This window comes from Bacillus sp. FSL W8-0102, from assembly GCF_038007225.1.
Classification (GTDB): Bacteria; Bacillota; Bacilli; order Bacillales; family DSM-4216; genus Bacillus_O; species Bacillus_O smithii.
Genome location: NZ_JBBOWT010000001.1, coordinates 2,345,100 through 2,370,427, shown reverse-complemented (window position 1 = coordinate 2,370,427; position 25,328 = coordinate 2,345,100). Strand labels below are relative to the sequence as shown.

At 41.2% G+C, this 25,328-nt stretch carries 26 protein-coding genes; 22 read left to right on the top strand and 4 right to left on the bottom strand.

From position 1 onward, the window contains the following. Positions 1-36: 36 nt before the first annotated feature. Together N1I87_RS11345 and N1I87_RS11340 are read left to right on the top strand one after the other, a co-directional pair. A complete protein-coding gene (locus N1I87_RS11345) occupies positions 37-480 on the top strand; it encodes a YlbF family regulator (protein ID WP_003354456.1) in 444 nt (147 codons plus the stop codon). A gap of 138 nt (positions 481-618) precedes the next feature. After that, complete coding sequence (locus N1I87_RS11340) at positions 619-894, top strand: YlbG family protein (RefSeq protein WP_048623087.1); 276 nt, start codon at positions 619-621, stop codon at positions 892-894. Positions 895-1,028: 134 nt separating this feature from the next. Here the strand turns inward: N1I87_RS11340 and N1I87_RS11335 are convergent, their stop codons facing one another. Next, positions 1,029-1,418 (bottom strand): DUF7147 family protein, encoded by a 390-nt coding sequence (locus N1I87_RS11335; protein WP_048623088.1) that lies wholly within the window; start codon positions 1,416-1,418, stop codon positions 1,029-1,031. A 321-nt stretch (positions 1,419-1,739) separates the two neighbouring features. Between N1I87_RS11335 and N1I87_RS11330 the strand changes: the two genes are divergently transcribed. The 3 genes from N1I87_RS11330 to coaD are packed head-to-tail and all read left to right on the top strand — an operon-like array spanning position 1,740 to position 3,032. Beyond that, positions 1,740-1,925, top strand: coding sequence for a hypothetical protein (locus N1I87_RS11330; RefSeq protein WP_341101808.1), 186 nt, complete (start codon positions 1,740-1,742; stop codon positions 1,923-1,925). Between the two features lie 31 nt (positions 1,926-1,956). Next, on the top strand, positions 1,957-2,529 hold the full coding sequence (gene rsmD / locus N1I87_RS11325) for a 16S rRNA (guanine(966)-N(2))-methyltransferase RsmD (protein WP_048623089.1): 573 nt from the start codon (positions 1,957-1,959) through the stop codon (positions 2,527-2,529). Between the two features lie 2 nt (positions 2,530-2,531). After that, a complete protein-coding gene (gene coaD / locus N1I87_RS11320) occupies positions 2,532-3,032 on the top strand; it encodes a pantetheine-phosphate adenylyltransferase (RefSeq protein WP_003354460.1) in 501 nt (166 codons plus the stop codon). 55 nt (positions 3,033-3,087) lie between these two features. Here the strand turns inward: coaD and ylbJ are convergent, their stop codons facing one another. Continuing rightward, on the bottom strand, positions 3,088-4,305 hold the full coding sequence (gene ylbJ / locus N1I87_RS11315; RefSeq protein ID WP_341101805.1) for a sporulation integral membrane protein YlbJ: 1,218 nt from the start codon (positions 4,303-4,305) through the stop codon (positions 3,088-3,090). Positions 4,306-4,512: 207 nt separating this feature from the next. Here ylbJ and N1I87_RS11310 point away from each other — a divergent pair, with 207 nt between their 5' ends. Both N1I87_RS11310 and N1I87_RS11305 read left to right on the top strand, forming a co-directional pair. Beyond that, entirely contained in the window at positions 4,513-5,313 is an 801-nt protein-coding gene (locus N1I87_RS11310) for a patatin-like phospholipase family protein (protein ID WP_003354462.1), read from the top strand. After that, entirely contained in the window at positions 5,294-6,352 is a 1,059-nt protein-coding gene (locus tag N1I87_RS11305; protein ID WP_341101803.1) for a SepM family pheromone-processing serine protease, read from the top strand. Before N1I87_RS11310 ends, N1I87_RS11305 begins: the two co-directional genes overlap by 20 nt. A gap of 144 nt (positions 6,353-6,496) precedes the next feature. Here N1I87_RS11305 and N1I87_RS11300 read toward each other — a convergent pair whose 3' ends face one another. Beyond that, positions 6,497-7,708, bottom strand: a complete 1,212-nt coding sequence (locus N1I87_RS11300) for a nucleotidyltransferase (RefSeq protein WP_341101801.1) — start codon at positions 7,706-7,708, stop codon at positions 6,497-6,499. 190 nt (positions 7,709-7,898) lie between these two features. Here N1I87_RS11300 and N1I87_RS11295 point away from each other — a divergent pair, with 190 nt between their 5' ends. The 3 genes from N1I87_RS11295 to N1I87_RS11285 all read left to right on the top strand — a co-directional run bounded on the left by N1I87_RS11295 (position 7,899) and on the right by N1I87_RS11285 (position 9,629). After that, positions 7,899-8,420: a YceD family protein gene (locus tag N1I87_RS11295; protein WP_048623091.1), complete on the top strand. Its 522-nt coding sequence runs from the start codon at positions 7,899-7,901 to the stop codon at positions 8,418-8,420. Positions 8,421-8,484: 64 nt separating this feature from the next. Then, entirely contained in the window at positions 8,485-8,658 is a 174-nt protein-coding gene (gene rpmF, locus N1I87_RS11290; protein WP_003354468.1) for a 50S ribosomal protein L32, read from the top strand. A 425-nt stretch (positions 8,659-9,083) separates the two neighbouring features. Beyond that, the gene (locus N1I87_RS11285; protein ID WP_003354469.1) at positions 9,084-9,629 is read left to right on the top strand and encodes an RsfA family transcriptional regulator; all 546 of its coding nucleotides are present in this window, start codon (positions 9,084-9,086) and stop codon (positions 9,627-9,629) included. A gap of 59 nt (positions 9,630-9,688) precedes the next feature. Here N1I87_RS11285 and N1I87_RS11280 read toward each other — a convergent pair whose 3' ends face one another. Continuing rightward, the gene (locus tag N1I87_RS11280; RefSeq protein WP_003354470.1) at positions 9,689-10,147 is read right to left on the bottom strand and encodes an N-acetyltransferase; all 459 of its coding nucleotides are present in this window, start codon (positions 10,145-10,147) and stop codon (positions 9,689-9,691) included. Between the two features lie 316 nt (positions 10,148-10,463). On the opposite strand from N1I87_RS11280, the gene N1I87_RS11275 reads away from it, so the two are divergent. The 12 genes from N1I87_RS11275 to spoVE all read left to right on the top strand — a co-directional run bounded on the left by N1I87_RS11275 (position 10,464) and on the right by spoVE (position 25,302). Further along, complete coding sequence (locus N1I87_RS11275; RefSeq protein ID WP_341101797.1) at positions 10,464-11,384, top strand: 2-dehydropantoate 2-reductase; 921 nt, start codon at positions 10,464-10,466, stop codon at positions 11,382-11,384. Between the two features lie 75 nt (positions 11,385-11,459). Then, complete coding sequence (bshC, locus tag N1I87_RS11270; RefSeq protein WP_341101793.1) at positions 11,460-13,088, top strand: bacillithiol biosynthesis cysteine-adding enzyme BshC; 1,629 nt, start codon at positions 11,460-11,462, stop codon at positions 13,086-13,088. Positions 13,089-13,422: 334 nt separating this feature from the next. After that, positions 13,423-13,854 carry a division/cell wall cluster transcriptional repressor MraZ gene (gene mraZ / locus N1I87_RS11265; RefSeq protein WP_003354473.1) on the top strand — a complete coding sequence of 144 codons (432 nt, stop codon included), beginning with the start codon at positions 13,423-13,425 and terminating at the stop codon, positions 13,852-13,854. A 20-nt stretch (positions 13,855-13,874) separates the two neighbouring features. Further along, positions 13,875-14,810, top strand: coding sequence for a 16S rRNA (cytosine(1402)-N(4))-methyltransferase RsmH (gene rsmH / locus N1I87_RS11260; protein ID WP_003354474.1), 936 nt, complete (start codon positions 13,875-13,877; stop codon positions 14,808-14,810). 18 nt (positions 14,811-14,828) lie between these two features. Beyond that, positions 14,829-15,185, top strand: a complete 357-nt coding sequence (gene ftsL / locus N1I87_RS11255) for a cell division protein FtsL (protein WP_341101790.1) — start codon at positions 14,829-14,831, stop codon at positions 15,183-15,185. Between the two features lies 1 nt (position 15,186). Next, positions 15,187-17,337, top strand: coding sequence for a penicillin-binding transpeptidase domain-containing protein (locus N1I87_RS11250; protein ID WP_341101788.1), 2,151 nt, complete (start codon positions 15,187-15,189; stop codon positions 17,335-17,337). Positions 17,338-17,646: 309 nt separating this feature from the next. Next, the gene (locus N1I87_RS11245; protein WP_341101785.1) at positions 17,647-19,560 is read left to right on the top strand and encodes a stage V sporulation protein D; all 1,914 of its coding nucleotides are present in this window, start codon (positions 17,647-17,649) and stop codon (positions 19,558-19,560) included. A 297-nt stretch (positions 19,561-19,857) separates the two neighbouring features. Next, positions 19,858-21,318 carry a UDP-N-acetylmuramoyl-L-alanyl-D-glutamate--2,6-diaminopimelate ligase gene (locus tag N1I87_RS11240; RefSeq protein ID WP_270582934.1) on the top strand — a complete coding sequence of 487 codons (1,461 nt, stop codon included), beginning with the start codon at positions 19,858-19,860 and terminating at the stop codon, positions 21,316-21,318. Between the two features lie 4 nt (positions 21,319-21,322). Next, on the top strand, positions 21,323-21,769 hold the full coding sequence (locus N1I87_RS11235; protein WP_270582935.1) for a hypothetical protein: 447 nt from the start codon (positions 21,323-21,325) through the stop codon (positions 21,767-21,769). 2 nt (positions 21,770-21,771) lie between these two features. Continuing rightward, positions 21,772-22,746, top strand: coding sequence for a phospho-N-acetylmuramoyl-pentapeptide-transferase (gene mraY / locus N1I87_RS11230; protein ID WP_327797538.1), 975 nt, complete (start codon positions 21,772-21,774; stop codon positions 22,744-22,746). Further along, on the top strand, positions 22,747-24,099 hold the full coding sequence (gene murD / locus N1I87_RS11225; protein WP_327824481.1) for a UDP-N-acetylmuramoyl-L-alanine--D-glutamate ligase: 1,353 nt from the start codon (positions 22,747-22,749) through the stop codon (positions 24,097-24,099). 102 nt (positions 24,100-24,201) lie between these two features. Then, the gene (spoVE, locus tag N1I87_RS11220; RefSeq protein ID WP_340403307.1) at positions 24,202-25,302 is read left to right on the top strand and encodes a stage V sporulation protein E; all 1,101 of its coding nucleotides are present in this window, start codon (positions 24,202-24,204) and stop codon (positions 25,300-25,302) included. The last annotated feature ends 26 nt before the right edge of the window (positions 25,303-25,328 follow it).

Below are 25,328 nucleotides of genomic sequence, written 5' to 3'. Positions count from 1 at the left end.
AAACGTGATAAAATGAAGGCACGGAGGTGAGCTGTATTGCTTGCTGCAACATTAGAAACGATTGAAATAATAGAAGAAGCCGAGAAATTGGCTGAGATGATTGTTCAATCTGATATCGCCGAACAATATCGAAAGTGTTACGATCGACTATATACAACTCCATCTACTAAAGAAAAAATCAACCGTTTTTCCAGGTTGAAAGAACGATATGAAGAAGTACAGCGCTTTGGCCGCTATCATCCTGATTATGCGGATGTGATGAAAAATATCCGTGAAGCGAAAAGAGAAATGGATCTGGATGAAAATGTCGCAAATTTTCGGAAAGCGGAAAATGCATTGCAACAATTATTGGATGAGGTCAGCTTGTTGATTGCTCATTCCGTGTCACCGCATATTAAAGTACCGGTTGGTAACCCCTTTTTCGAGAAATCATCTGGTTGCGGGTGCGGTTCAGGAGGAGCTTGCAGCTGCTCTGCGTAAATTTCATACATTCAAAAAAGCAAAGCAACAAACGCGTGCTTTGCTTTTTGAATCCCTTAAACAGGCGTCCAGAACATTGATTGCAGTAAAAAACTATGATAGACTGAATGTGAATATTCTGAAAAATGAGGAGATGCTATGTTTACAGCAAGACAAGCGATGATCGTTTGGCTCTATAGTTTAAAACAAGCCAAGACGTTAAGAAGATATGGGAATGTCCATTATGTCTCAAAAAAAATGAAGTATGCGGTTGTGTACTGCAACCAAGATGAAATAGAAGACTGCATGAAAAAAATATCCACATTACCCTTTGTCAAAAAAGTAGAGCCTTCCTTTAAACCTTTTTTAAAAACGGAATTCGAAAACTCAAAACCGGATAAAGCAAAAGAATATGATTATAAGATAGGCTTATAAAGGGAAAAAAGGGGAAGTCCTCCCCTTTTTTAATTCATCGATCCGTTTTTTGCAGCATTCGCTGCAGAGAAAAAATTTCAAGATACATAGAAGCCTTTTGAACGAGGTCTTTCTTGGTTTCCTGTTTCTATTTTTTATTGAAGAGGCGGAATATAGCGATTCATCCGCAAAATGCCGATAAGATATTGATAAAACAGTTCTTTTTCGGCAAAAAATGTGGACGGTTTTACATCTAACTCAATGATTTCCTTCCCAAGCGAGGTCGCCGCACTTTTAAAATCATTCCATCGTTGAGAAGATTTATGACTAGGATGAGGAATGCCTTCTCTGCAAATATACAAAGGCTGAAACTCGCCTCGTTCTGTTGGATTCAATACGACGACAAGGGACGTTGCGGGACGGTCATCAATGGTCGTGTGGAAAGCCATTAAATGAGCTAAGCGGTGCTGATTGGATTTCGCAATTTCAATTAATTCATATAGATCGGAATAGCCTTCTCCTAGTTCAATAAATCGTTGAATCATCTTCATCCTCCGTTCTCGTTGTCATTCTCTTTCATTGTAGCGCGACTGCTTATAGAGCTCAACATGACAATCTGAGGAGAAACGATGAATCCAAAAAAAGAGAAAAGGAGAAAAGCGCGGAGATTTCAAGAAAAGCGGACAATTTGCTAGTTTTAGGAATTTGAAAAATATTTGTTGAAAACGTCCATCAAGAATACTATGAGCGCTTATCGACGGCAGAATGTTAACAGAAAAAAACCTGCAGGATTTCCTGCAGGGCCCTTCTAATTCCTAGTAAAAGGACAGAAGGTAAAGGGAGAGGAGAAACCGGAGGAAGAACTTATGGGGAAACGTAAGTCTTCTCCGCGGTTGACAACAACACCTTCCTTTTTGGTGCTGTCACTTTTATTGTTCCCGTTTTCTTTCGATTTATACGTAAAGAATGGAAAGCATCTGCCAAAAGAAACGATGAGAATGATAATGAAAACGCTTCCTAGTGGCGATGATAATCAAATTATGTTACCATGAGAAAGAATTTTTATAACAATGGTGAGTAAACATGCGAGTTATTTCTGGAATTTGTAAAGGAAAACAATTGAAAGCTGTTCCCGGAAAATCGACTCGACCGACTACCGATAAGGTAAAAGAAGCGATTTTTAATATGGTAGGACCATATTTTTCCGGAGGTATTGGTCTAGATTTGTTTGCAGGGAGCGGCGGGTTAGGCATAGAAGCCTTAAGTCGGGGATTCGAAAAAATGATTTTTGTCGATAAAGATTCAAAAGCGATTCAGACTATCCATGCCAATATCGACTTTTGTGGTTTCCGGGAACAAAGCGAAGTATATCGAAATGACTCTTTTCGAGCTTTGCAAGTTCTAAAGAAAAGGGGAATCCGATTTGATGGTGTGTTTTTGGATCCACCTTATAGAAAACAAAAATTGGAGGAGCTTTTGAGTATTTTTAATAATGGATACATAAAAGAAAATGGCTTTATCGTTTGTGAACACAGTAAAGAAGTCACGCTCCCTGCCCGATCAGGAAATCTTCGGCAATGGAAACATGAGACTTATGGAATCATTGGGGTCACCATTTATCGAATGACAGAGGACACAGAAGAAAAGGGGGATTAGACATGACTAGGATTGCCGTATGTCCAGGGAGTTTTGATCCGATTACAAACGGTCATCTGGATATCATTCAAAGAGGAGCGAAAGTATTCGATAAGGTATATGTAGCGGTACTTCACAATTTTGCAAAAAAACCGTTGTTTACAGTGGAAGAGAGGATGGAATTGATCCGTAAAGTGACAAAACATATACCGAATGTGGAAATTGATTCTTTCCATGGTTTGCTTGTAGATTATGCCAAAAGCGTCAATGCCAATGTCATTCTAAGAGGCCTCCGAGCTGTTTCTGATTTTGAATATGAGATGCAAATCACCTCGATGAACAAATTTCTCGATGAAAATATTGAGACTTTTTTTATGATGACAAACAACCAATACTCCTTTTTGAGTTCCAGCATTATTAAAGAAGCAGCAGAATATAATGCTGAAATTTCGGCTCTTGTTCCAAAAGAGGTAGAGAAGGCGTTAAAGGAGAAATTCAAAAAATTGCACAACGGTCAAAAGTAGCGAACAAAACCAGCCATTGCGGAAGGGATATCCCTCCGTAATGGCTGGCTTTGCCTTAACGTATTCGTTCAGGAAAAGAACGGCGAGCGTAGAGAAATAAATAGATCACTAGTGCGCAAATGGTGATGAAGGGGCCGTTGTTTTCAAACCAGTGAAGCAATGTTATGGACTGACTTCCGCTTTTGAAAACCGGAAGGGAATGAAGGGTTTCTCCATTTTTGAAAAAGTGCTCGTATAAAAGCGGCCATAGCAAAAAAGCAATCGTCGAAGCATAAATGCCGTGAAGCAAACGAGCAAAGAAAAAGGGTTTAAAGCGTATATCCGTTTGCGCCAAGATGCTCGCCACTTGTGCTTGAACACTAAATCCGTTAAAGGCCAGAATAAAGCTGACAAGGACTGCTTGTTCAATCGTCGGTACGTGGGGGACTTGGCTGATCATTTGGCTGCCAAGCGTAATTTCAAACAATCCTGATATAAAAGGGATGCTTAAGCTTGCAGACAGCCCGAACAGGGAAAAAATGGCTTGAACGATTTGACTGACAAAAGACGTAATATGTAGAAGGTACAATAGCTTATTGACGACGGAAAATAAAATAATAAATCCGCCGATCATCAAAAGAGTTTGAATGGATGACATAACGGAATCTCCCAATAGTTTTCCGATCGGTCTGTTTTCTTTTATTCTTGTTTCATGCAAGGCGTGAAACGCTGCTTTTAAGAGAGAGGTTTGCTTATTCTTTGTTCTTTTTTCTCTCCGGTCTTCTCCGTAAAATCTCATGGTTAAACCAACAAGAAAATTCCCGCAATAGTGAGAGAGAGCTAGAATGACGCCGAGATGGGGATTATAAAAAAATCCTACTGAAACGGCTCCAAAAATAAATAACGGGTTAGAAGAATTCGTGAAAGACACTAACCTTTCTGCTTCATTTCGAGTCAGCTGTCCTTCCTGGCGCAACCTGGCTGTCAGTTTTGCCCCTGCCGGAAATCCGGATGCAATTCCCATCGCCCAGACAAATCCACCGGCACCTGGTACGCGGAACAAAGGGCGCATTAATGGCTCTAGCAAGACACCGATAAATTTGACCACTCCAAAGCCGATCAACATTTCACATATGATAAAAAATGGAAGCAGGGAAGGAAATACTACCTCCCACCACATATTTAATCCTCTAATGGATGCTTCAAACGCCTCTTCTGGAAACGCAATCAAAGAAAACGTAAAGATGGTCGCCATTAGCGCTAAAACAGCCGTTTTTAATTTGGAAGGGGTCAAGTTCTGTACCTCCTATCTGAAGTTTCGCTCTTAAATGGCAGGGAAAGGTAAAAAGATAGGGAAAAAGATGACTGCCGTGAAATTCTTGTCCTGATAATTCAATATACTCATACGTTTTTGAAATAGACCATATGATAACAAATGAGTTGAGCCGAAAAAGAAATACCGGAAATGTGGAAGCTGATAGAAAAGGAGGTCGGAGAAGTTTTGGCAAAACCTAAGATCGGTCTTGCTCTCGGATCCGGGGGAGCGAAGGGATTTGCCCACGTGGGGGTATTAAAAGCATTTCAAGAGGCTTCCGTTCCAATAGATATGATTGCAGGCAGCAGTATGGGTGCTCTTGTCGCGAGTTTTTATGGTGCGGGCCACAGTATGGAGCAATTAAGCAAGTTTTCCTTAGCGTTTCGGAAAAAGTTCTTTTTAGATTTTACTGTCCCTAAAATGGGATTGATTGCGGGCAACCGAATCAAAGACATGATTCGTTTATTGACTCATGGCAAAAATATTGAAGACTTAATGTTGCCCGTTGCGATTGTCGCCACGGATTTGAAGCAAGCAGAAAAAGTGGTATTCACGAAAGGTCCTGTAGCGGATGCCGTAAGGGCGAGCATTTCCATTCCCGGAATCTTTGTCCCAGAAAAATGGAACGGTAAACTATTGGTGGACGGTGGGGTGGTCGATCGTGTCCCTGTTTCGGTAGTAAAGGAAATGGGGGCGGATATTATCATCGGGGTTGATGTGTCGGGAGTGAAAAAAGGGACGGATATTTCGACGATTTATGACGTCATCATTCAGAGCATCGACATTTTACAGCTAGAAGCGATGGAAAATCGTACGGTAGAATCACATCTCATGATCAAACCACCAGTAGAAAAATTCAATTCGCGAAGTTTTACCAATATCCAAGAAATTATTCAAGCAGGTGAAAATGAAGCCCGCAAAAAGATTCCTGAAATTTTAACTATTATAGACGACTGGAAGGAGAACCATGAGGGTGAAACGAACTAAAAAGTCATACTTTTTTTTATTTATAACAGGATTATGTTTAGCTGCAGTGCTATTTTTCCCTCTTCCTTTTTATATTACGGAGCCGGGAATCGCCCATGAACTGGATTCGGTCATCAAGGTCGAAGGCGGGACAAAGGAAAAAGGAGAACTGATGCTGACTACAGTGAAGATTGTAAAAGCCACTCTTCCGACTTATTTGTTGGCTTCTATTCGCAAGTATGAAGACATTATCCCGGAAAAAGAATTGTTTGGCGATGAGGAAACAGATGAAGAATACAATGTCCGCCAACTATATGATATGAACAGCTCAAAAAATAATGCGATCATGGCCGCTTTCCATAAAATCAAACGGCCGTATCGTACTGACTTTAAAGGAGTGTATGTGTTGGATGTTTTTCCTGATATGCCCGCAGAAAAGGTATTAAAGCCAGGAGATAGGATTATTGCGGTAGACGGCAGGAATTTAGTTTCATCCTCACAATTTATGAAATATGTCCAATCTAAACCACCGGGTGCACAGTTGAAAGTCACTTTTGTTCGCAAAGAAAAACAAATCACAAAACCGATCAGTACAATGAAATTCCCTATGCAGAAACATAAAACTGGCATTGGAATCGGATTAATGGACGATATAAAAGTGACCACTCATCCAAAAGTGACGATCAACACGAAAAACATTGGCGGACCTTCTGCTGGACTCATGTTCAGTTTGGAAATCTATAATCAGTTAGTGAAACAAGATATTACAAAAGGATATAAAATCGCTGGTACAGGGACCATTTCTCCGGACGGAACCGTTGGTCGAATTGGAGGAATTGCTTATAAAGTTGTGGCCGCTGAAAAAGCTGGAGCGGATATCTTTTTCGCTCCTAATGATCCAATCCCGAAAGATTGGAAGAAGAAGCACCCGGAAATACAAACGAATTATCAAGAAGCGGTAAAGGCGGCAAAAGATACGAAAACGGATATGAAAATTGTTCCCGTCAAAACGTTGGATGATGCCCTTGACTATTTGCAGAAACTAAAACCAAAGGAATGATGAGATACGAAAAATGGAACGAGAACCGGGATGCCTTATCGTTTTGGATCAGGGCCAAAAACAAACCTTCCAAACGAAAAAAGGAAACCTGTTTTTCATTCCGTCTTCTGTTTGTCTCTTCATTTCTGGTGAAGTTATAACCAATTAAGGGATGATGACCGGGGAAAAGAGAAGATCGCTGTTAAGCAGCGCTGAACGTTTGTTTGAAGGCAATCCCATTGCGAAAATATTAGTCGCTTTTATATCAGCTGTCAGCAGATTCCGATAAGCGGACGCCTTGGCGATCAATGGAATCTGTAATGTTTTTTTTACATTTCTTAAATATTCCCGCCCTTTTGATGTCATCCCTAGCACTCTGATATAGGAAGGATAGTCTGATTCAGCCGCCATCTGTTCTTTTGAAGCATGAGTTAAAATATGTACGCACATTCGTTGCAGGCGTGTCCATGTATATCGCTTTGTTTTGACGGATTCCATAAACTGTTGAAAAGAAGTGGATTGATGGGCCGCCTCGATCAGCCGATATTCAATTCCTTCTTCCACTTCGTAGATCGACTGCAGTTCTTCCGGCTTGGCAGAAAGCAATTGATATTGCAAATAGGACCAATACAATTCCCAATGATGGAGAACTCCGAAAGTGGAAAGATATTTTTTTAATTCGGTAAAGGTCGCGTTCGGAACATAGGGTTTTACACCGTCTAACCGAACACCATTTGGATGAAAAATAGAATGGCGAATCCCGGTAGCGCTTGCTATCGACTTGTTCGGTTGTTTATCGTGGTATCCTGCTCCTTGGCGAGAGATCGTATACGCTTTCATGTCCGGTGACAGTCGATTCTTTGCTTTGATGTATTGAAGGCCCAAAATATTATTGGGCTTGGACGTATCTAAAAGAGAAACGTCTTTTAAAACATTTTTCATGGCCAGTGATTGAGCCTTTGGGTAGCTTATGCCCGTTTTGATCCATTTTTGTACTTCGTTTTGAATCTGTTCATTTTGTTCTTCCAACAAGTTGGCCGTTTTTTCAAACGTTTTGATATCCCCTGATTCGCTTCCAAAACAAAAACTGTCCACACCGAGCTCGTGTAAAAGAGCAATGGCTCCGAAAGCAAAGGTTTCGGCCTTCTGAGTGGCAAAATAATAAGGGAGCTCCACGACAAGGTCAACTCCGGAATGCAGGGCCATTTTTGCCCTCGCCCATTTGGAAAGGAGTGCCGGTTCCCCTCTTTGCAAAAAATGGCCGCTCATCACGGCGATCAGCACTTCAGCGCCTGTTATTCGTTTCGTTTGCAAAATATGATGCAGGTGGCCGTTATGAAAAGGATTATATTCAACCACAATTCCAGCACTTTTCATGTTTTCTCATCCTTTGAAAGCAAATTGTTATTTTCATTCTAGCGGGGAAGGATGGATGGATCAACAAAAAGAAGATAATAGATGAAAAAGTGGTATACTAAGAATAGTTTTCTTTATCCTGTAAAGAAAAAAAGTTGACAATCATATAAGTGGAATATATAATTATTTCTGTTGCCTTGAGGTGATTTTTTTGAAGTGGTCCGTTGCTCAATTACGAAAAAATCGTGATGACTTTATCATTGACGAGACGGTAGAGATACCGGAATTAAAACAAATGGATGAACAAATCCGCGATCTTTCCCCCGTACATATTACGGGAAGAGCTGATATAAGTTCAGAAAAAGTGACGTTTCATCTTCATGTCACGGGTCAATTTATTCTTCCGTGCGCTCGGACGTTGGTCGATGTGCCGTACCCGTTTGCGATCGATTCAACCGAGATATACGTTTTGAAAGAATGGCCAGGACAGGATTGGGAAGATGAAGATGTCCATAAGGTTCAAGGGGATACGCTGGATTTGTTGCCTGTCATAAAGGAAATGTTATTGGCAGAAGTGCCATTGCAAGTGATTAGTGAAGATGCGAAGAAGAAAGAACTTCCATCAGGAAAAGATTGGAAGCTGTTGACGGAGGATCAACTTCTTCAAGAAGAAAGCGAAAAAATAGATCCACGTTTGGCAAAGCTGGCTGATCTTTTTGCTGATGACAAATAAACCGAGAAGAACCAGCTTATTCTGGCCTTCATAGATTATAGCTCTCTGTAAGGAGGTGGGAAAAATGGCAGTACCTTTTAGAAGAACATCTAAAACAAGAAAAAACAAACGTCGTACTCATTATAAATTGCAAGTACCAGGAATGGTAGAATGCCCAAACTGCGGTGAAATGAAACTTGCTCACCGTGTATGTCCATCATGCGGAACTTACAAAGGAAAAGAAGTTGTGAATAAATAATCTTCAAAAAACGCGAAGGAAGTTTATCCTTCGCGTTTTTTGCATGGCTGCAAAGAGAGCTCTATAATCCGTGTAATGACTGGTTCGCTTTCAACCAAAATGTTCTCAGTGATAAAGATTTTGGAGGGATGTGGAATAAAACTCCTGACCTCCTTTACTCTTTGACGTGTTCAGGGGGTGACTTAGCTTTTGAAATCATGCTAAATTACTTCCCGGTTGTTTAAACGAAAAACAGATTAAAAATGTGCAGGTCTTATCTTTTCAAAATAAAAAAGAAATTTGAACGTGAAACAGTCTATCACTTCTACTACCAACATATGTATTACTATAAAGCGGAACTACTACCGGCTTTTTACGAAGGAAAAACTTTTAGAGCCGGTTTTGCGGTTTTTAAGGCTCTATAAACTGATAGTGGGGGGATAGACTTGTCTGCAATGCGTCAAGATGCATGGACTCAAGATGAAGATGTTTTGTTGGCGGAGGTGGTATTGCGGCATATTCGTGACGGAAGCACGCAATTAAAGGCTTTTGAAGAAGTTGGCAAAAAGCTTTCCAGAACAGCCGCTGCTTGTGGCTTTCGTTGGAACTCTTATGTAAGGAAACAATATCAATCGGGAATCGAACTGGCCAAAAAACAACGAAAACAAGTAAAAAAAGAATTTTTGCAAGAAAATGAGGCAGGCACCGATTCTTTAGAAAATTCTAATTTAAAAAGCAATGATACACAAACGGCTGACGAAATCATTGTTTATTTGACCGAAAAGCTAAAGAAGGCTGACCAATATGATCAGGTTGTAAAAGAAAAACAATTGCTAGGAAGGGAAATAGAGGCATTGACGGCGCAATTGAATGAAGAAAAAAAACAATTCGAACAGCTGAAAACAAAATATGATCAATTGGAAGAGGATTATCGTTCGCTTCTGTATATTATGGAAAGAGCAAGGAAATTAGCGGTAGATGAAAGAAATTAAACGTCGAAATGAAAAAAGGACGGATCAACCGGGAAACACTTGATCCGTCTTTCTTTTCATCAGCTTATTTTTTTTGTGCTGATGGAATCGGGTATCCAGACAAGGCGGGAAGAGTCTTCAGATAATGATTGGAACCCCATTCTGACCCAAAAATCTTGTGATTTTACACGAGGTCTTGTCACAATCGGTAAATTGAAATGTTTGGCATAGTCCACAAGCATTCGTCCATACCCTTTAAATTGGTATTGTGGAAGCACTTCTAATTTCCAAATTTCCAAATGCTTATCATATTCTTGAATGGCGCCATCCAAGTGGCCGTCTTTCACATATAAGCACATGCGTGCAACCAATTTGTCTCCAAAGTAGATTCCGTAAAAAGGAGAAGCCGCTGCGTCTTCTACTAAGGAATATTCCAATTCTTCCAGCATGGAAAGTTCTTGAAGCCCGTATTCCTTAAATTGAGTGAATTCCTCTAATGTTTTGAAATTTACTTTTAAGTTTTCCACTTTTATTGTCATAGGCGAAAACCCCCTTGTTTATTGAAGGATGATCCATCTATACAGGTGAAAAAAGCGATATGGGATATTTTGAGTTTATTTTCTTAATTTTATTATATATGATTCGATTGAAATAAGTAAACGTTTTCTCATCTGCGATCCGGGATGGCCATCTCGCCAAGGAAAATGGTTATCAAAGAGTTGGCATTCTGATAAAATGTGTATGAAGTGAAGAAAAGATGATATTGGTTGATGAAATCAGACTTTGGAAAGGTTTTAAATGAACGAAATGAAAGAGCATGAAAGCAGAGAGGACTGCAGACAAGGGGAATGGATGATGAGCATAAAAAGTGAAATGAAAATTGGTGTCATCGGCGGCGGTTCTATCGGGTTATATTATGCTGCCAATCTATCAAAATGGTTTCCGGTAACCCTTTATACAAGAACATCCAGACAAAGCAAAGCCATTCAAGAAAATGGAATCACCTTAAGAGAAAATGGCCGTGAGAAAAGAGCGATCGTACGGGTCAAACAATTGACCGAGGCGGATTCGATTGACGAGGATCTCTTATTAGTTGCTGTGAAACAATATCATTTACAAGGGATGGTCCCGTTTTTCCAACAATTGTCCCCGGATGTCTCGTTATTGTTTTTGCAAAATGGGATGGGCCATCTTTTTCTTTTGGAACAGCTTCCTCAAAAAAATGTCTTTTTAGGAACCGTCGAACACGGTGTTTTGAAAGAAAAAGATACTATCGTCCAAGTAAGGGGAAGGGGAATAACCAATGTGTCGGTTTATCGGGGATCCCGGCAATTTCTTGAGCATTTCGTGTCGCAGACAAATGGGTCGTTCCCTTTCCAATTTCATCAAAATTATCAAAACATGATGATGGCAAAACTATTGGCTAATGCCATGATTAACCCGCTAACAGCTGTTTTGAAAGTTCCGAATGGAGAATTGATCAAAAATCCGTATTATCATCAGCTGTTAACGGCCATGTTTACGGAACTGGTGTCCGTGTTTCCAAAATATGAATCCGATGCCACATTCAACAAAGTGTTGGAAATTATTCAAAAGACGGCGGAAAACCGTTCATCTATGTTGACGGATTTAGAGAATGGGAGAAAAACAGAAATCGATGCCATTTTAGGATATGTGTTGAAGATAGCTGAACAAGAACAAATCAGCACTCCTATGATTCAAACCGTTTATTGGATGATAAAAGGGCTTGAGAATCATTTGGGCCTCGATCAATGATTAAGGATCCTTTCCAAATTTGCTATAAACGTGGTATTTGAAAACGATATGCCTGAAGAAGGAGAGTACATATATATGAAACTGGAAAACATTCAAATTCCAGCGATCAACTTATTTGCTTCATCTTACTTAAAACAAGAAAAACCGGTTGTGGATTTTTTTCATTATCGTTTATCTGATCCTTATGTTTTTGAAAAAAGACTAAGAGAACTTGAAAACCGGACTTTTTTGCGATATGAATTAGCCGGTTGTCTGGAAAAATATATGGAAGATTTTTTACATATTCCAGCTGTTCAGCGATCCATTCACAAGTTGAAGCTCCCACATTCGGCGGTGGTTTTGGGCGGACAGCAAGCGGGGCTAATGACAGGTCCTCTTTATACCATTCATAAAATCATTTCGGTTATTCGCTTTGCCGGTCTGCAGGAGGAAAAGCTAGGCGTACCTATAGTGCCTGTTTTTTGGATTGCTGGAGAAGATCACGATTTCTTGGAAGTGAACCATCTCTATGTGCAAAAAGGAACGAAAATGGAAAAGTTCTCTTATACGGAAAGCGTTTTAGGAAAAAAGATGGTCTCTGATATTTGCTTTAATAAAGCATTGATGCAAAAGTGGGTCGAAGAGATTATACGGCAGTTCGGAGAGACAGAGCATACTAACGGTCTGCTTGACTTGCTTCGGGAAGCCATTGAATGTTCAGAAACCATTACTGATTTTTTTCGCTACCTGATCGCCCGATTATTTTGCCATTACGGTCTTTTATTGATCGATTCAGCGTTTGAGCCGCTGCGCAAACTGGAAACCCCTTATTTTCGAAATATGATCCTCGAGAATAAGAGTATTACGGAAAAAGTGTTAGAGCAGCAATCGATAATTCGTCAAGCTGGATTTTCCAATATGATCGAATTGAGTGAGGAAGCGGCAAACCTTTTTCTATACGAATGCGGAGAACGAATTTTGCTTGAATACAATAAAGAGAAAGAACGTTTTACAGGTAAAAATGGCGAAATCGAATTGGAAATTGAACATTTGCTTGATCGACTGAAAACAGCTCCGCAATGTTTTAGCAACAATGTGGTCACGAGACCGATCATGCAAGAACAGTTGTTTCCAACGCTGGCATTTATAGCGGGGCCTGGTGAAATCGCTTATTGGGCTGAATTAAAACAAGCTTTTGAGTTTCTGGATATGAAAGTGCCGCCAATCCTTCCGCGTCTGAATATCACTCTTTTGGAAAGAAGTGTGGCAAGAGATCTTGAAGTGCTGGGAATAGATGTCAAAACAGCTATAGAATCGGGCATTTCCAGCGAAAAGAATCAATATTGGGATACTGTTCGAGACGATACTTTCCACGATTTGATCGAGACGACGAAAGAGGATTTAATGAAGCATTATGAAAAAATAAAAGACAGAGCACACAAAATGAATTTAGGCCCCCTTTCTCTTATAGAAAAAAATCTTGAATTTCATTTTCGACAGCTGGATTATCTTAAGAAAAAAACCGACCAAAACCTTATGGTCAAACATCAAGCCATTCTCCAAAAGTACGATCGCATCGAAAACAGCCTTCATCCGAACGGCGGTCCTCAAGAAAGAGTGTGGAACCTCTTTTATTTTATGAACCAATACGGTGTTTCCTTTATTCACGATCTAATGGAATTGCCGTTCACGTTTGACGGCACCCATCAACTAGTCAAAATTTAGATGCTTACAACGACCGGCTTTGGCCGGTTTTTTTTATTTTGTATGGAGCGGCCAAAACTGTCGATTCTTCGGAATAAAGAAGCGCCGCGCTTTTGGTTGAAAAGCAAGCGAAACTTATTTAGAATGTCATTTCGTTTTCTTCATGAAGCGGAGAGGATAAGTGTGAAGTGAGTATAGTGAAACGAGTGAACGAGTTATTTTCATAGACAAGAATATAAATTGGTGATTAATTTTTTTTCAAAAAGAGGAAATCTTTAATGTTTAAAGAAATAATTAGATGTGGAGAAAAGTGGGGGAATGTGGTACAGTTAGGTTAGAAAGTGGGGGCTCAGTGATGTTTATGGGGGAATACCGGCATAGCATTGATGCAAAAGGAAGATTGATCATCCCCGCTAAATTCAGGGAAGACCTTGGTGAAACGTTTGTTTTGACCAGAGGATTGGATCAATGTTTGTTTGGCTATCCCCTTCAAGAATGGAAAATATTAGAAGAAAAATTAAAAGCATTGCCCCTTACCAAAAAAGACGCACGAAGCTTCACGAGATTTTTCTTTTCGGGAGCAACGGAATGCGAACTGGACAAACAAGGAAGAATCAATATTCCCTCGACTCTTCTGCAATACGCTCAATTGGAAAAGGAATGTGTAGTTTTGGGAGTTTCCAATCGAATTGAGATTTGGAGCAAACCGATTTGGGAAGACTATTTTGCAAAGTCGGAAGAGTCTTTTACAGAGATTGCTGAGAATATGATTGATTTTGATATTTAGATTCGATTGGATGGATGTAAATGAATTTTGTGCATGAAACAGTTTTATTAAAAGAGGCAGTGGACGGACTGAATGTTCGGCCCGACGGTATTTATGTGGACTGCACTCTTGGTGGTGGAGGACACAGCCAATATTTGGCGTCGAAATTATCGGAACGAGGACGATTAATTGCATTCGATCAAGATGTCACGGCACTGCAATTTGCCAAAGAAAAATTGGCTGATTATCGAGATCAAATCACTTTTGTCAAAAGCAATTTCCGATTCATCAAACAAGAATTGGAATCGATTGGATGCTATAAAGTAGACGGAATTTTATATGATCTCGGCGTTTCTTCTCCCCAGCTGGATACGCCGGAGCGGGGGTTCAGCTATCACCATGATGCTCCTCTTGATATGCGGATGGATCTCGATGGGGAACGAACAGCATATGAAATCGTCAATGAATGGCCATACGAAGATCTAGTCCGAATCTTTTTCCGATACGGGGAAGAAAAATTTTCCAAGCCAATCGCCCGAAAAATTGAAGAAGCACGAAAAAAAGCACCAATTGAGACAACTGGCCAGCTTGTGGAGCTAATTAAGGAAGCCATTCCGGCTCCTGCTCGAAGAAAAGGCGGACATCCTGCTAAACGGGTATTTCAAGCGATTAGAATTGCCGTCAATGATGAGTTATCCGCATTTGAACAGTCGTTGAATGATGCAATTGAATTATTGAATCCCGGAGGACGAATTAGTGTCATTACGTTTCATTCATTGGAGGACCGTATTTGCAAGCAAATATTTAAATCGCTAAGTTCAGCTCCGGATTTACCTCCGGGTTTGCCGATACTTCCGGAAGAATACAGACCAAAATTAAAAGTGATAACGAAAAAACCTATTGTACCGAATGAAGCAGAAATCATGAACAACAACCGTGCTCGTTCGGCTAAGCTAAGAATCGCAGAAAAAATCTAAAATGAGTGGGGGAAAACGATGGCGAATGTAGCGCGAAAAGTACAAGTGTTCGAGGAACCGGAATTACGGAAACCGATAGCACCCAAGAAAGTACGCCGCCACAAAAGGTGGCTTACTCCGGGTGAAAAAGTGATGATCGTTGTTTTTGCATTGTTTTTTTGTGTGCTGTCCGTGAAAATTATTTCAACTGCAACAGCCATTTATCAAACGAATAAGGAAATCCAACAGATCGAAGCAAAAGTAAAAAATCAACAAAAAGTGAACAAGGATTTACAAATGCAAATCAGCGAAGACAGTACATATAAAAAAATTTGGGAAAAGGCAAGACAACAAGGGCTAAACTTGAATCAACAAAACATTAAGGTTGTGCAGTAACATGAATGGTAACCAAATAAACATCCGAAAAGGAGCAGCGATTTTATTTGTTTTTTTCGCTTTGCTCTTTTTTGTCTTATTTGTACGTTTTTTATACATAGAAATCACAGGAAAAGTAGACGGCCATGTATTGGCGAACGAAGCGTTAAGAAAGTATATGAAAACTGATACTTTGATCGCTCATCGCGGAAACATTTATGACCGAAATGGAGACGTGATTGCCGAGGATATGACCACTTATAAGCTTGCGGCTATTCTGGATAAAAGAGCGACAAGCGATCCGAAATATCCACATCATGTCACGAATCCCAAAAAAACCGCCCGAATTCTCGCCAAATATATTGATATGGATGAAAAAGAAATTTACAAGCGATTAACGAAAAAAGGAGTATTTCAAGTTGAATTTGGCAATGCTGGCCGTAACCTTTCCTACGATGTAAAAGAAAAAATCGAAAAGGAAAAATTGCCCGGGATCGTTTTTCTACGAGATTCAACTCGATTCTATCCGAACGGCAAATTCGCTTCGCATTTAATCGGGTTTGCCAGAAAAGACGAAAATTCCGATCAAAGTATTGGACAATTAGGGATTGAAAAAGCTTATGACCGATTTTTGCGCGGCAGAAATGGAAAAATTCAATATGAGAGTGATTTATGGGGATATTTATTGCCGAATAAAAAAGAAATGGTGAAAGAACCGAAGAACGGAGATGATATTTATTTAACGATCGATTCTAAAATACAAGTATTTTTGGAAGATGCATTGAACACGGTAGAAAAAGAATACAAACCTTCTAAAATCCTAGCTGTTGTTGCAGATCCGAAAACCGGAAAAATATTAGCGATGGGTCAAAGACCTTCTTTCGATCCCGGTTCGCGGGAAGGTTTGTCCGATAACTGGCGCAATGAAATCGTGGAATCTGCTTATGAGCCAGGGTCGGTGATGAAAATTTTTACGCTTGCGGCCGCAGTAGAAGAAGGAGTATTTTCACCAAATGCCACCTATAAATCCGGAAGCTATAAAGTGGGAACAAGCGTCATACGTGATCATAATGGTGGCGTAGGTTGGGGAACCATTACTTATTTGGAAGGGGTTCAGCGATCTTCCAACGTGGCCTTTGTGCATTTGCTGGATATGATGGGATCGGATACGTTCCGAGAGTATTTGGATCGCTTCCGATTTGGAAAGAAAACAGGAATTGAACTCCCTGATGAAGCTTCCGGAAATATCTTATACCGGTATCCTGTGGAAAAGGCGACGACGGCCTTCGGTCAGGGGACGACCGTAACGGCATTACAGCTCGTTCAAGGAGCTACGGCTATCGCGAATAATGGGAAGATGATGAAACCATATGTGATTGATAAAATCGTGGATCCTAATACGAATAAAATCGTTATGCAAACAAAGCCGAAAGAGGTAGGGAGACCAATCTCCTCCAACACGGCAAAAGAAGTTCGGGATATTTTGCGTACGGTTCTCACAGCGAAAAATGGAACTGGAAAAATTTATAATATCGATGGCTATGATGTGATAGGAAAAACTGGAACAGCTCAGCTGCCCAACCCTAACGGCGGCTATTTAAGTGGTGCCGAAAATTATCTTTTTTCTTTCTTAGGCATGGCACCAAAAAATGATCCGCAGCTGATCGTATATGTGGCGGTACAGCAGCCTCATCTCAAAAATGAGACGGGAGGAGTCCCGGTGGCTAAAATTTTTAATCCTGTCATGAAAAACAGTTTGCAGTATTTAAATATTAAACCGCAACGAAAGATTACAGCCAAAACGATAACCGTCGATGATTATACGGGAATGAAGGCGGAAGACGCGGTTCAAAAAGTGAAAGAGGCAGGATTGGAACCTGTTTTGTTAGGAAAGGGTAACACTGTTCAAAGTCAGGATCCAGAAAAGTCCACAGACCTTCTCGAAGGAGAAAAAGTCATTTTGCGAACAGATGGGCCGCTGACGATTCCTGATTTGAAGGGGTGGTCATTGCGCGACGTGGCGAAAGTAGCGAAGCTGGCAGGCTTGAAACTGAGTGTGAGCGGAAAAGGCTATGTGATCAAACAAAACATAAAGCCGAATGAAACTATTAAAAAAGGAACGGAGCTTGTCATCCATTTAACACGACCGGAAAATTACGTTAAACAGCAATAAAAAAGAGAGCAAACCAAGAAGACGGATACGAAAAAACGTTCTGCAGAAATATTTAGTCCGTGCAGCCGGATCTAAGGCATCTAAACAACAGGGCCTGGGATCCGGCTTTTTCTATTCGAAAAAACTTCATAAGAACCCATTGCAAGATTGTTTATCATCGTTGTAAAAATGAAAGATGAACGTGCATAGTAAACGTCTCCTATTCGCTTTGTTTCAGCGTTAGCAAGTAGACTTCTCTTTCGGGTTTGTCCGTTCTATTAAAAAAAAACAAGCATATATTGGGAAGGAGCCTGGAAAGGAGGGGATTTCTTGAGGCGTGTATCTCAAGTTACAGTTCGAAAACGTCTGACCTTTTTGCTGCTTGCAGGGATGGTTATATTCGCCATTATTGATGCTAGACTTGGCTATGTTCAATTTGCCATGGGAGACATGCTCACGGATAAAGCGAAAGACTCATGGAGCCGAAATATACCATTTGAGCCTGAGCGCGGAAAAATTCTCGACCGAAATGGCGTTGCACTAGCCACAAACAAGAGTGCTCCGACCATCTATGTCATGCCGCGGCAAATTGAAAATCCTGCAGAAGCTGCCGAAAAGTTGGCGGCTGTTCTGAATGCAAATGAAGAAAAATTGTATAAGCATTTGACGAAAAAAACTTCTATTGAACGCTTACCCGAAGGCAGAAAAATTTCTTATGAAAAAGCAAACGAAATTCGAGCGTTAGGAATCAAAGGAGTTTTTATTGCTGAGGATTCAAAGCGCTATTACCCATTTGGAAGCTATTTGTCGCATGTACTAGGTTTTACGGGAATCGATAATCAAGGGTTAGCCGGACTGGAATTGACATATGATAAAGAGTTGAGAGGACAGAAAGGCTCGATGAAATATTATTCTGATGCTAAGGGCAAAAAAATGCCCAATATGTCCGACGACTACCAACCTCCAATGGACGGGGAAGATTTAGTGCTGACCATTGATACAAAAGTGCAAACGATTATTGAAAGGGAATTGGACAATGCAGAAGCCAAGTATAATCCGGACGGAATCATAGCTATTGCGATGAATCCCAATACAGGAGAAATTTTGGCGATGTCTTCTAGGCCTACTTTTAACCCTGCAAACTATAAAGAGGTCCCTCCGGAAATTTACAACCGAAATTTGCCGATTTGGAGCACGTATGAACCTGGTTCGACATTCAAAATTATCACTCTTGCTGCGGCGCTTCAAGAAAAAAAGGTAGATTTGGAGCATGAAAAATTTCATGATCCCGGTTATATTGAAGTGTCGGGTGCCACACTACATTGCTGGAAGCGGGGAGGACATGGGACGGAAACATTTTTGGAAGTGGTCCAAAACTCCTGCAACCCCGGTTTTGTCGAATTGGGAGAACGTTTGGGAAAAGAAAAATTGTTCAAGTATATTCATGATTTCGGCTTTGGCGAAAAAACCGGGATCGACTTGCAAGGAGAAGGAAAAGGGTTATTATTCCCTATGAATAAAGTAGGTCCAGTTGAATTGGCTACTACCGCTTTCGGTCAAGGTGTTTCCGTTACTCCCATTCAGCAGGTAGCAGCTGTTTCCGCTGCTGTCAATGGAGGAATTTTGTACCAGCCGTATGTAGCAAAAGAATTAATTGATCCAAACACTCATGAGGTTCTGATGAGAAAAACTCCCGTTAAAAAGAGAAGAGTGATTTCGGAAGAGACATCTAAAAAAGTTCGCTATGCATTGGAAAGTGTCGTTGCGAAAGGGTCGGGAAAAAACGCCTATGTTGATTCTTACCGGGTGGGCGGAAAAACCGGAACGGCTCAGAAAGCACAAAACGGGCGTTATTTAGAAAATAACCATATCGTTTCTTTTATCGGGTTTGCACCTGCGGATGACCCTCAAATCGTCGTCTATGTGGCAGTCGACAATCCTAAAGGCACGATTCAATTCGGAGGAATCGTCGCGGCCCCGATTGTAGGCAAAATCATGGATGACAGTTTGCAAGCGATGAATGTCAAACCAAGAAAAAATCAAATCGAGAAAAAACGACAATGGAACGACCCGAAAGAAATCAAGATTCCTAATTTGGAAGGAATGACAAAAAAAGAATTATTGGAACAACGATATCCATTACAATTCGATGTAAGCGGAAATGGAAATAAAGTGGTCAATCAATCTCCAAAACCGGGAACGAAAGTAGAAGAGGGGGCTACTGTCCGTATTTTTATGAATTAGCTGCAGGCGGCAATATGCCGCCTACCCATCTTTCTTCTTCAAAAAGTTAAGCAGAACCTATCATTCTGTGTTAATATGATTAAGTGACTGCCACAGCTCGACATTTTTTTCACTCTGTCTCTCCGTTTTAAAGTCAATTTTCTTCGATATTGGTTCGCATTCTCGCAGGAATTTCGTTAAAATGAGAAAAGAGGGCTGTCATGGCCAAGTATCCATCATGGTAAAGATTGAATGAGCAAAACAGCCATACAGCCAAATACATAGGATGGATGCGACTGTTAGAAAGGATTGGACATAATGAAACTGCAAAGTTTGATAAAATCATTGCCTTTTTATCAGCTTACTTCCGAGGAAAACCCAGACATCACTTCGATTGAAAACGATCATCGCCAAGTGAAAAAGGGTTCCCTTTTTATTTGTATTAAGGGGTATACGGTAAATGGTCATCAGTTTGCGAAGGCAGCAGCGGAACGACAGGCGGCAGCGATCGTGGCAGAGGAGCCTGTTGACGTTGATGTCCCTGTCGTATATGTAAAAGATACAAAAAGAGCGATGGCCGTATTGGCCGATGCATTTTATCAATCGCCGACAAAATCGTTAAAATTAATCGGAATCACGGGAACGAACGGTAAAACGACGACCAGTCATTTGCTGTACGAAATTTTTCAGAAAGCGGGCGAAAAGGCTGGTTTGATCGGCACCATGTACATAAAAATAGGGGATAAAACGCTGGAAACCAAAAATACGACCCCCGATAGCTTAACGTTGCAAAAAGTATTTCATCAAATGCAGAAAGAACAAGTCACGGCGGCGGCAATGGAAGTTTCCTCGCATGCCCTTGTCGAGGGACGTGTACATGGCTGTGATTATGATATTGCCGTTTTTACGAATTTAACTCAAGATCATTTGGATTATCACAAAACGATGGATGAGTATCGGAGAGCCAAAGGGCTGTTATTTGCCCAGCTGGGAAATACCTTTGACAGAGAAAAACAAAAATTTGCCGTGCTGAACATCGACGACCCGGCTTCCGAGTACTTTATCCGCGAAACAGCTGCCCATATTGTCACGTACGGCATCGAACGGGAGGCTTTATTTCAAGCCAAAAATATTGAACTCCATCCTTCGGGAACAACGTTTGATTTAGTGTATCCGGACGGGGAATGTCAGATAAAAACGAAACTTGCCGGAAAATTTAATGTGTATAATGTTTTAGCGAGCATTGCTGCCGCATATGTTGCGAAAGTGGACTTCGATACGATCGTTTCAGCGGTAGGAGACATCGAAGGAGTAGCCGGCCGTTTTCAATTGATTCATGAAGGTCAAGATTTTTCTGTTATCGTGGATTATGCTCATACTCCAGACGGACTTGAAAATGTACTGAAAACGGTGCGCCAGTTGACAGACAAACGGATTTTCGTCGTCGTAGGCTGTGGCGGAGACAGGGACCGAACGAAGAGGCCTTTAATGGCGAAAGTAGCTTGTCAATATGCGACAGATCCGATTTTTACTTCGGATAACCCCCGTAGTGAAAATCCTTTAGCTATTTTGAAGGACATGGAAAAAGGGGTTGAAGGAGAGAAATACGAAATCATTCCGGATCGCCGTGAGGCCATTTTCAAAGCGATTAAAAAAGCATCCGCCGGCGATGTCGTTGTCATTGCGGGAAAAGGCCATGAAACGTACCAAATTATCGGCGATCAAGTGCTTCATTTTGATGATCGAGAAGTAGCTATTGAAGCTTTGAAGGAGAGATAAATCCATGCTATTCATGAAAGAAATAGCCGGATGGTTCAAGCAAGTCGCAGGAGCAAAAATGGAGGAAGTTCGAATTGAAACGGTTTCGATCACTTCCTCGTTATCGATGCCAAAAGGGCTTTATTTGCCTGTTGAAGAACATCCAAATTTTTTAGCGGCGATCGAACAAGGAGCGATTGCGGCATTGTGGAACACGGACAGCCCTTTGCCGAGATCGGTGCCTAACGATTTTCCTGTTTTTCAAACACAAGATTTATTTGATGCCTTTAACATGATTGCTGCGAATTACAAGAAAAAAATAGAACAAGAAGAGTGGAAAGAAATGACAACTTTTATTTTTTATCAAAACGATCCATCATTCAATCAATATTTACCATTCCACCTAGATGATGAAAGGGAAATGGAACAGCTGTTTTCATCTATTAATCAATATGGGAAGAGGAGGGGATAACGATGATGGAACAAGTGATTTTCTATACGATCTTGATGGGGTTTTTAATCACTGTGCTTCTTTCGCCCATTTTTATCCCCTTTTTGAGAAGATTAAAATTTGGGCAAAGCATTCGCAAAGAAGGGCCAAAATCCCACCAGAAAAAATCAGGCACACCAACAATGGGCGGAATCGTTATTTTACTGTCTATCATCATTACGACTCTAGTGATGACCGGAAAGTTTTCCAAACCGAATGTGGAAACCTATCTATTGCTTTTTGTGACAGTTGGATTTGGTCTGCTTGGATTTTTAGATGATTTTATTAAAGTTGTGATGAAGCGGAATTTAGGATTGACGTCCAAGCAAAAATTGTTGGGTCAAATCATTATTTCCGTTATTTTTTATCTTTTCTACAAGCAGCATCATTATTCGACGGAGCTGTCCATTCCATTTACGGATATATCGGTCGATTTGGGCTGGTTGTATGTATTGTTTGTCATTTTTTGGCTTGTTGGTTTTTCCAATGCTGTCAACTTGACAGACGGTCTTGACGGGCTTGTTTCGGGAACGAGCGCGATTGCATTCGGGGCGTTCGGAGTGTTAGCTTGGAATCAATCGCAATATGAGACAGCTGTGTTTGCGATGGCAGTGGTGGGAGCTGTGTTAGGATTTCTCGTCTTTAATGCCCACCCGGCCAAAGTGTTTATGGGAGATACCGGTTCGTTGGCGCTTGGAGGTGCGATTGCCACCATTTCTTTGCTGACGAAGCTTGAGCTCGTCCTTCTGGTCATCGGTGCGGTGTTTGTCGCAGAGACGCTGTCTGTTATATTGCAAGTGATTTCTTTTAAAACGACCGGCAAGCGTATTTTCCGGATGAGTCCGCTGCATCATCATTTTGAGCTCGGCGGTTGGTCAGAATGGCGTGTCGTCGTGACTTTTTGGACGGCCTCTCTTATTTGTGCAGGACTAGGAATCTATATCGGAGTGTGGGACTAATTGAAAACGATCACTAAATTTCAGCATAAAAAAGTATTAGTATTGGGCCTCGCCAAAAGCGGAGCAAGCGCGGCTTCACTTCTACATAAGCTTGGCGCATTTGTCACAGTAAACGATAAAAAACCTTTGCAGGAAAATCCTCAAGCCCAAGATTTACTGGAACAGGGCATAAAGGTGATCACGGGTTCCCATCCCATCGAATTGTTGGATGAGGGATATGAGTATATCGTCAAAAATCCCGGTATTCCTTATTCGAACCCTCTTGTTCGGGGGGCTTTGGAACGTGGGATTCCGGTTTTGACGGAAATAGAATTGGCTTATTTAATTTCGGAAGCTCCTATTATCGGCATTACCGGCACGAACGGCAAGACAACGACAACGACGTTAATTTTCGAGATGTTAGAAAAGGATGGGAAGCGGCCGCTTATCGCCGGAAATATTGGAAAAGTAGCTTCTAAAGTTGCCCAAAAGGCAACGGAAGAGAATATAGTGGTCATGGAATTGTCTTCTTTTCAGCTGATGGGGATTGAGACGTTCAGGCCTCATATTTCCATTATTACGAATTTGTATGAGGCTCATCTTGATTACCATGGAACAAAAGAAGAATATGCAAAAGCGAAAGCGAATATTACGAGAAATCAAACAGAAGACGATTATCTGATTATCAATGGCGATCAAGAAGAACTAATTGAACTAACGAAATTTTCCAAAGCGAAAAAAGTTCTATTTTCCACTAAACGGGTGATTGAGGACGGAGCTTATATCCAAGACGGCATCGTCTATTTCCGTGGTGAAAAATTGATCGATACAGAGGAAATTGCTCTCCCGGGATCCCATAATTTAGAAAATATACTGGCGGCAGTTGCAGCCGTTAAATTGGCCGGCGGGGGAAATGAAGCGATTCGAAACGTGTTAAAAGTTTTCGCTGGAGTAAAACATCGCACTCAATATGTCGGTGAAGTGAATGGCCGAAAATTTTACAACGATTCGAAGGCAACGAATACGTTGGCGACTAAAGCCGCTTTAAGCGCCTTTCAAAGCCCGATTATTCTCCTTGCAGGCGGTCTGGACCGCGGAAACGGTTTTGACGATCTTATTCCTTATTTAAAAAATGTGAAAGCTGTCATCACATTTGGACAAACAGCAGAAAAAATTTCCGAAACGGCGCGCAAAGCGGGCATTAAAACGATTGTTCATGCGGAGAATGTGAGCGATGCAGTGCCAAAAGCATATCAGTTATCAGAGAAAGGGGACATTATTCTGTTATCGCCGGCATGCGCTAGCTGGGATCAGTATAAAACTTTCGAACAACGCGGTGATATTTTTATTGAGGCTGTGCATAGACTGAAGTAAGAGCTTGTCTAGTGGATGCACGGGCCCAACAATGAATCAACACCTACGATCGGCTAATTTCGTGCTGATTAGCTCAAATCTATGTCTATCGAGGTGTTGGCTTTGTCTTACAAAAAGTCTTCCCCGGACTTTGTTTTAATTGTACTGACACTTAGTCTTTTGGCCATTGGGCTCATCATGGTTTACAGCGCCAGCGCCGTTTGGGCGGATTATAAGTTTGGTGATTCATTTTATTTTGCAAAAAGGCAGCTGCTTTTTGCCGGAGCTGGCGTCATGGCGATGTTCTTTCTCATGAACGTGGAGTATTGGATATGGCGTTCATGGTCAAAAGTCATTCTGCTTGTTTGTTTTGCATTGCTCATTCTTGTGCTAGTGCCGGGAGTGGGAACAGTCAGAAACGGATCTCGAAGCTGGATCGGGGTCGGTGCGTTTTCCATCCAGCCATCTGAGTTTATGAAACTGGCTATGATCGTTTTTTTGGCAAAATATTTATCAGAACGGCAAAAGTACATTACCTCTTTTAAAAAAGGGCTAGTACCTACATTGTCATTAGTGTTTTTGGCCTTTGGACTCATTATGCTCCAGCCGGATCTTGGAACAGGAACTGTCATGGTGGGCACATGCATTGTGATGATCTTTATCTCCGGTGCTCAAATCAAACATTTCGCTGGCTTTGCTTTTGTCGGGCTGATTGGTTTTGCGGGTCTTATTCTTTCGGCACCTTATCGGATGAACCGCATTACCTCTTATCTGGATCCGTGGTCTGATCCACTGGGAACCGGTTTTCAGATCATACAATCGATGTATGCTATTGGACCAGGAGGATTATTTGGGCTGGGCTTGGGAGAAAGCCGGCAAAAATTTTTCTATTTGCCGGAGCCGCAAAACGATTTTATTTTTGCCATCTTAGCGGAAGAATTGGGGTTTATCGGCGGCAGCATTGTGCTCCTTTTATTTACGCTTTTATTATGGAGGGGCATACGCGTTGCATTGGGGGCTCCAGATTTGTATGGAAGTTTTTTGGCGGTGGGCATTATTTCCATGGTGGCCATCCAAGTCATGATTAATGTGGGCGTGGTGACCGGATTGATGCCGGTCACCGGCATCACCCTTCCTTTCTTGAGTTATGGCGGTTCTTCATTGACGCTTGTATTAGCAGCCATTGGGATTCTTTTAAATGTAAGTCGTTATTCCCGATATTAAAAACTGGAGACCTTATCTTTTAAGGT

What these genes read in the sequence shown, in the direction of transcription:
- N1I87_RS11340 (WP_048623087.1), top strand. Translation starts at nt 619, where the DNA reads ATGTTTACAGCAAGACAAGCGATGATCGTTTGGCTCTATAGTTTAAAA.
- mraZ (WP_003354473.1), top strand. Translation starts at nt 13,423, where the DNA reads ATGTTTATGGGGGAATACCGGCATAGCATTGATGCAAAAGGAAGATTG.
- N1I87_RS11305 (WP_341101803.1), top strand. Translation starts at nt 5,294, where the DNA reads ATGAGGGTGAAACGAACTAAAAAGTCATACTTTTTTTTATTTATAACA.
- rsmD (WP_048623089.1), top strand. Translation starts at nt 1,957, where the DNA reads ATGCGAGTTATTTCTGGAATTTGTAAAGGAAAACAATTGAAAGCTGTT.
- N1I87_RS11300 (WP_341101801.1), bottom strand. Translation starts at nt 7,708, where the DNA reads ATGAAAAGTGCTGGAATTGTGGTTGAATATAATCCTTTTCATAACGGC.
- rsmH (WP_003354474.1), top strand. Translation starts at nt 13,875, where the DNA reads ATGAATTTTGTGCATGAAACAGTTTTATTAAAAGAGGCAGTGGACGGA.
- N1I87_RS11250 (WP_341101788.1), top strand. Translation starts at nt 15,187, where the DNA reads ATGAATGGTAACCAAATAAACATCCGAAAAGGAGCAGCGATTTTATTT.
- ftsL (WP_341101790.1), top strand. Translation starts at nt 14,829, where the DNA reads ATGGCGAATGTAGCGCGAAAAGTACAAGTGTTCGAGGAACCGGAATTA.
- N1I87_RS11330 (WP_341101808.1), top strand. Translation starts at nt 1,740, where the DNA reads ATGGGGAAACGTAAGTCTTCTCCGCGGTTGACAACAACACCTTCCTTT.
- N1I87_RS11235 (WP_270582935.1), top strand. Translation starts at nt 21,323, where the DNA reads ATGCTATTCATGAAAGAAATAGCCGGATGGTTCAAGCAAGTCGCAGGA.
- N1I87_RS11335 (WP_048623088.1), bottom strand. Translation starts at nt 1,418, where the DNA reads ATGATTCAACGATTTATTGAACTAGGAGAAGGCTATTCCGATCTATAT.
- N1I87_RS11275 (WP_341101797.1), top strand. Translation starts at nt 10,464, where the DNA reads ATGAGCATAAAAAGTGAAATGAAAATTGGTGTCATCGGCGGCGGTTCT.
- bshC (WP_341101793.1), top strand. Translation starts at nt 11,460, where the DNA reads ATGAAACTGGAAAACATTCAAATTCCAGCGATCAACTTATTTGCTTCA.
- rpmF (WP_003354468.1), top strand. Translation starts at nt 8,485, where the DNA reads ATGGCAGTACCTTTTAGAAGAACATCTAAAACAAGAAAAAACAAACGT.
- coaD (WP_003354460.1), top strand. Translation starts at nt 2,532, where the DNA reads ATGACTAGGATTGCCGTATGTCCAGGGAGTTTTGATCCGATTACAAAC.
- mraY (WP_327797538.1), top strand. Translation starts at nt 21,772, where the DNA reads ATGATGGAACAAGTGATTTTCTATACGATCTTGATGGGGTTTTTAATC.
- N1I87_RS11240 (WP_270582934.1), top strand. Translation starts at nt 19,858, where the DNA reads ATGAAACTGCAAAGTTTGATAAAATCATTGCCTTTTTATCAGCTTACT.
- N1I87_RS11280 (WP_003354470.1), bottom strand. Translation starts at nt 10,147, where the DNA reads ATGACAATAAAAGTGGAAAACTTAAAAGTAAATTTCAAAACATTAGAG.